Source organism: Nocardioides malaquae (assembly GCF_015070385.1).
Taxonomy (GTDB): Bacteria; Actinomycetota; Actinomycetes; order Propionibacteriales; family Nocardioidaceae; genus Nocardioides; species Nocardioides malaquae.
Window position 1 is genome coordinate 1 of sequence record NZ_JADCSA010000658.1, and the last position, 258, is coordinate 258.

General features: G+C 38.0%; 1 protein-coding gene. It reads right to left on the bottom strand.

What is annotated here, in order from left to right:
- Positions 1 to 258: hypothetical protein (locus tag IEQ44_RS18700; protein WP_227487670.1), on the bottom strand; the 258-nt coding region annotated here is incomplete at both ends.

Below are 258 nucleotides of genomic sequence, written 5' to 3' on the forward strand. Positions count from 1 at the left end.
TACTTACTCCGGTGTAAACTATCACTTACCACAGGAAGATGTGGTGTATGCAGCCATACTGTGGAGAAAAATGGTATCGAATTTTGATGTGCTTTTTCTATGAACGGGATAAGCCGATCCATGATAATTTTGGAGTCGTCACCTTCAAGGTTATTAATAGCTTTTTTATCTTGCCCTATCCAATAGGCTGTGCCATAATTTTGAACCGAATCCTTGTTTTTTATGGCTTTCCAACCATAACGTTTACTTTCATCTTCA